The organism is Cellulophaga sp. 20_2_10, assembly GCF_023476645.1.
Lineage (GTDB): Bacteria > Bacteroidota > Bacteroidia > Flavobacteriales > Flavobacteriaceae > Cellulophaga.
Genome location: NZ_JAMCOJ010000029.1, coordinates 1 through 5140 on the forward strand (window position 1 = coordinate 1; position 5140 = coordinate 5140).

At 30.2% G+C, this 5140-nt stretch carries 5 protein-coding genes and 1 pseudogene; all 6 read right to left on the bottom strand.

The window, feature by feature from the left end:
- Positions 1-209 precede the first annotated feature (209 nt).
- The 6 genes and pseudogenes from M4I21_RS18210 to M4I21_RS18230 all read right to left on the bottom strand — a co-directional run bounded on the left by M4I21_RS18210 (position 210) and on the right by M4I21_RS18230 (position 5019).
- Entirely contained in the window at positions 210-791 is a 582-nt protein-coding gene (locus M4I21_RS18210; protein ID WP_249560656.1) for a hypothetical protein, read from the bottom strand.
- A 131-nt stretch (positions 792-922) separates the two neighbouring features.
- Positions 923-1264: pseudogene (locus M4I21_RS18700) on the bottom strand (HAD domain-containing protein); the annotation flags it as partial.
- A gap of 541 nt (positions 1265-1805) precedes the next feature.
- Complete coding sequence (locus tag M4I21_RS18215; protein ID WP_249560657.1) at positions 1806-2426, bottom strand: DUF4304 domain-containing protein; 621 nt, start codon at positions 2424-2426, stop codon at positions 1806-1808.
- Between the two features lie 125 nt (positions 2427-2551).
- Complete coding sequence (locus tag M4I21_RS18220; RefSeq protein WP_249560658.1) at positions 2552-3601, bottom strand: reverse transcriptase family protein; 1050 nt, start codon at positions 3599-3601, stop codon at positions 2552-2554.
- A gap of 225 nt (positions 3602-3826) precedes the next feature.
- Positions 3827-4183: a helix-turn-helix domain-containing protein gene (locus tag M4I21_RS18225; RefSeq protein WP_249560659.1), complete on the bottom strand. Its 357-nt coding sequence runs from the start codon at positions 4181-4183 to the stop codon at positions 3827-3829.
- Positions 4180-5019, bottom strand: coding sequence for a phosphoribosyltransferase-like protein (locus M4I21_RS18230; RefSeq protein ID WP_249560660.1), 840 nt, complete (start codon positions 5017-5019; stop codon positions 4180-4182). The genes M4I21_RS18225 and M4I21_RS18230 overlap by 4 nt, the downstream gene beginning before the upstream one ends.
- Positions 5020-5140 lie beyond the last annotated feature (121 nt).

Genomic DNA, 5140 nt, shown 5'->3' on the forward strand with positions numbered 1-5140 from the left:
CTTGCTGCGCGGGATAACAGTTTGATAAATCAACCTGTTTCCTAAATTATTAAAGAAAAAACTTGTTTTTTAACACAGTACCTATGGTTTCGTTGTGGAATTGTCCGCTAGGACCATTCCGCCGATACCAAGCGTTGGTTGAAAGATAGGAATTTTCGGAGAAAAATTCCGCCACAATGAATTATAGCCGTTGTTGTGAGCAGTATATTTTATTTTTCATTACAATTTTCGAAACTCAAAGTTTTAAGTGCTTTTATAAATTCGGCTTGAGTTTTGTCAGATAAGTAGTATCCATAAAAATTAAAACGGACTTTATTATATTCCAATTTACTTCCAAATAAGCTGTCAATATAAATTCCAGTTACTCCGAAGCCTTTATTTTTAGGTTTGATTATTTTGGTTTTATAACAAGCAATTGTGTCAAATTCCGTATCGTACTTTAAATACTCTTTAGGATCAACATTTGATTCAAATATGTCATCTACTATCAAATGTTTTGTATGAGGAAGTAATTCGCGTTCTTTTTCTGATAATTCGGCTAAACTCTCTTTATCATAAACCATAGGCAAGTCTCTACTCGCATCACCTGAGTATCGGCCATAGTCAAAATTCAGTGTGTCTTTAGTATCCGTAATTATTCCACCAACAAAACTATCAATTCCTTTCCGGTCATATTTAGTCCAACTTTCGGGAACTGTTATTTTGAATTTACCAAAATTAATAATCTTATCACTCCTATTTGAACAAGAGAAAAACAGGAGTAAAATTATAATTGACAGAGTTTTTTTCATATTGCTCACAACGGTATTGTATAAGAATAGTGCGGTTTTGTGCGCGAGGAATTTCCGCAGGAAATTCAGATGTACCAAAAATGCACGGACTCTCGATTAAGTACTAAATTACGCATTATTTTTATGCGTTGTTAGCTACAGTTTTTTATTTTTTCAGTGGCTTCTTTCAACTTCTCGGAATTAAACCCTTTTGTCAATTCTGTCAAAATCAGACTTTCTTTTATTCCGTTTTCTAGTCCATTTAATGATTTGTCATCATCGATTATGAGAAAATCAGACGCTTCAAATTCCGCTATGAATTTCAGGACTTCTTCTTTTCGATTTCGACAATCCGCATATATAGGTACAAATCCAATAATGTCTTTCTTTATCCCAAGATTTTTAAAAATCAGATTAAATTCAGTCAGAGTTTTTACAGTGCGTCGAGTCGAACTTAACCAAATATCAAATTCCGAAGGAGTGAGAAGTCCGTTTAAGTTTTCAACTCACGATTCATTGAATTCAGAATATCCATCCGAGTGAATTCGGTCAGCTTTCCAAGATGGATTTGTTATTAAAACTCCATCTAAATCTAATATCAAAAGTTTGTTGCTTCTCAAATTCTAGCTGTTTTTTTTGCGTAGTTTCATTCCATACGTAAAACTGACTATACAAAGAACAATCATAATTACAGGCACAACGTATAGTATCACAGGAGGAGGATATAGAACAAAGTGTGCCACTAATAAACAACCGATGTTGGGAATCAGCGCAATTATTGCGAGGATAATAAAAATTTGACTATTATTTTTACTTGATGCCATTTTTTGTTTCTAGCTTTAATTGTAGCTAACGTTTAGTATAAAACACGTAGGGCAGAGGATAAGCACTGCACTTCGTGTTTGGCACTTAGCCAAATATAATATTTTGTATTTATCTTTTATGTTGAAATGCCAAATTTTATATTTGGCGGACTTTATAAATAAACACAAAACTTTGGAGTTAACACAAAAGCCCTATGTTTTTTATACATTGTTACCTGCTGGCTTTTTCTTTTATTTCATTAAAACTCGGAATTAAACCAGAACCTTTCATTCCAGTAATTTTTGAAAGTCCATATTCTGCAAATTCAATTGCTTTTTCATTCCTACCAAGATGTAAATTTATTCTTGAAATCATTAAAGAACTACTTAAAGGTAAAATTGGAAATAATTTTTTCGATATTCCTTTTTCTATATCCTCAATAGATAATTTTGAAGTTTCATTTTCCCAATCATTATAATTTTCAAAATACAGTTCAGCTTTTTCTATTATCAATTTCACAATTTCTTCAAATAATGAATTCTCTATTTGTTCAGTTATTGGAAAATCCCACCAATAATCTCCCGATTCGTTAGGTGTCAATCTTTTTCTAATATCTACATCCCAAGTTTTGATCTTTGATAAGTCTTTTTCTGCTTTCAATGGTATAAAATCAAAATGAACACCAATCTCTATGCAAAATTTTCCGCCAGAACTCGAAGGTTGAATAGTTAATAGTCTAATTACATTTCCAACTTTTTTCCTATAATCAAATCCGCTTCCTTTCCAATTCTCTTTTCTCAAAAAAGGAGCAAGATTTTTAGTTACTATTTTTTTAAATTCTGTTGATTTCATTTTTTTTGGCTTGCAGGTAACGTGTTCGTGTATGGTTAGTTGCGTGGCTAGCAACTAATTTAGCAAAAGAAAACGAACCAGAGGAAAATCCGTAAGATTTCCGGAGTACACACAGACCCAAGCAATTAATTATACACGGTGTTGTGGGTACGTGCTTTTTCAATTTCAGCTAACATATTCAGATATTTCTTTGCTTTAATGTTTTCTTTTTCAATGCTTAGTATATAATGTAATTTACCAATCATTGTTTCTAGATAATGAGGGTTTCTTATTTTTAGTTTTGACATATGAGCATTCATTCCATATTTTTCAATATAATGCAATGATTGAAATAACTTTCTTTTGTAAGTTTTTGGAGCTCTGATAATATCAGTGTTTATAGCAACGCCAGTTAAAATTCTTTTTCCTTTTCCCTTATGTAGTTGGGTCTTTGAATTATTTATTTCAAAACTTTCAGTTTTAATAATATTTTCTAAGTAATCAATAAATTTCGTGGGTATTCTTTTACCAGAAATAGCTAAATCATCGGCATATCTCGTGTATTTTAAATCAAATTTTTTACAAAAAGAAAATATTCGATTATCTAGGCTGAGAGAGACAATGTTGCTTATTGTTGGACTTGTTGGAGCTCCTTGTGGTAAACAATCTTGTAGGCAGCAAATTGATGCTAAGTAAAACGATACTTCAGTTGGATAACCTAAATTACAAAACATAGCAATAACTCTCCCTTTCTTTATAGATGGAAAGAAGTCTTTTAAATCTAACTTAAGTAATTGTTCTTGTTGTATGTGTATTTGTGCATTTGTAACAATTGATTTTTTTTTAGCAAATCCGTGTGCACAATAATTTATTTTAACTTTTGAAAGAATATTTTTTTGAATCCATTTTTGACATTCTAATAAAGCTGGATATGGAGCATCTATAGTTCTAAAACCTCCCTTTCTTTTTTTTAATTTAAATTCACGATAATGTGATTCTGGTGAATGAACTACCGAATTCATATATTTTTCATTGCGCCCTAATAACAAAGAAAGATGCTCATTTTCAAAAATAATAGGTAAGTTTTGAGATAATAAAATATTGATATATTCTATATAGGATAATTGAAGATTTTCTTCAATTCCTCTATTAGAAAAATATCTTTTCCATTGGTTTAGAATTTTATTATCTGACATATAATTTAAAAAAGGTGATGGTAGACTTCTTTCTTTATCTTTAGCTAATCCACTTAAATAATATTTTCAGTGGCGTCACGCCACTTAAAATATTATTTAAGTGGGTGAGTCTCAGCTCTGCTGAGCGAACGTCATAAAATTCAAATCTCCGATTTTAATTTTATGACCTGGCTAAATCTAACCTTAGTTCGCGAAGACGACTACATCTTCTATGTGCAAGTTCTTTTAACCATCACCTTTATTGTTTTGTAAATTTAATATTTCTTTTGATATTTTACTTAAATTTGGAATATAAGGAACATTTATTCCTATTTTGTTACCTAAAAATTCTTCTGGTATTCTATCGAATTTATTGTTGCTATAAATAAATCTATTTTGCTGAACAAACTCTTTTCCTTTTTCAGTAATCAATAACTTGTCATTTTGACTTACAATAAATTCCATTTTTTGAAATCTACTAGTAGACTTAAAAACTGTAGTTGGAGTATATTTATACCTCTGAAAAAATGCATACGGAGTTAGACCATCTATTGATTTATATAAATCAACTAAAATTTTTATATCAGTTTTTGTTATTTTCATAAACCTAAACCAGCTTCATTTCTAATTAATAAAGAGTTTCTAAACTCTTTTTTTACATCATATGGCCACCAAAAAAAAGGAAAGACAGAATTTGGGGCATTACCGTGTGATGAGTATAGCGCCTCGACTTTTCCAAATCCGAATGAATAATCAGCTAATTTCTTTTTATTGATTAATGGTAATAGTTGGTTTTCTAAATCCAGCATATTTTGGATAGCTTTTTCTTTTAAAGGACTCTGATATTTGTCTGAAATACCTTTTTTTAATGGTATTAAACATTTAAAATCATTAAACCTTGATTTCACTTTATTTATACCATTCTCCATTCCTGCCAAAAAACAAGCATTTATTTTATACTCCGTCTTTGCTTCTTTTTCCAAATAATTTAAACGACCATCTACCGATTGACCACTTCCTATAAATTCATCAATGAGAATTAAATTAGTTAGCCCTTCTTTATTCATTTTGCGCACAGCTCTGTGGAATTCTGGTGTTATTTTAACATTATTCCATCCTTTTTTTGTTAATATTGGTTTCAATAATTGTAGTATCCATTGACTACTATCTGGATTTGAATCCATTACCATTCCAACTATTTGAGTGTTTTCAATTTTGAAACCAGAATCATTAATTATATAATCTGCTATATTTTCTAAATACCTATTGAACAGTTTATAATCTACATATCGAAAATCTTCCAGCAATTCAAATATAAGTTTTTTTTGTTCTTTGTTTTTACAACTTGAAATCAATTTAATCATCTCATCCTCCTTTTCGGTCAACCAATTTTGTCTAGGTAAAAGTTCAAAGTAATTATTAAAATCTTCTTTATTCATATGTTTTGTTCTGCATTACCTACAACGCTTGAGCTCGTATGTTTGGTTCTTAGTTTGAAGATACTATAATTATATAAATAAAAGAGATTATAAAGGAGAGAGATTTAGAGGTTGGGCTAGA

Excerpts from the sequence above, each read along its gene's own strand:
- M4I21_RS18210 (WP_249560656.1), bottom strand. The coding sequence starts at position 791 with ATGAAAAAAACTCTGTCAATTATAATTTTACTCCTGTTTTTCTCTTGT.
- M4I21_RS18215 (WP_249560657.1), bottom strand. The coding sequence starts at position 2,426 with ATGAAATCAACAGAATTTAAAAAAATAGTAACTAAAAATCTTGCTCCT.
- M4I21_RS18220 (WP_249560658.1), bottom strand. The coding sequence starts at position 3,601 with ATGTCAGATAATAAAATTCTAAACCAATGGAAAAGATATTTTTCTAAT.
- M4I21_RS18225 (WP_249560659.1), bottom strand. The coding sequence starts at position 4,183 with ATGAAAATAACAAAAACTGATATAAAAATTTTAGTTGATTTATATAAA.
- M4I21_RS18230 (WP_249560660.1), bottom strand. The coding sequence starts at position 5,019 with ATGAATAAAGAAGATTTTAATAATTACTTTGAACTTTTACCTAGACAA.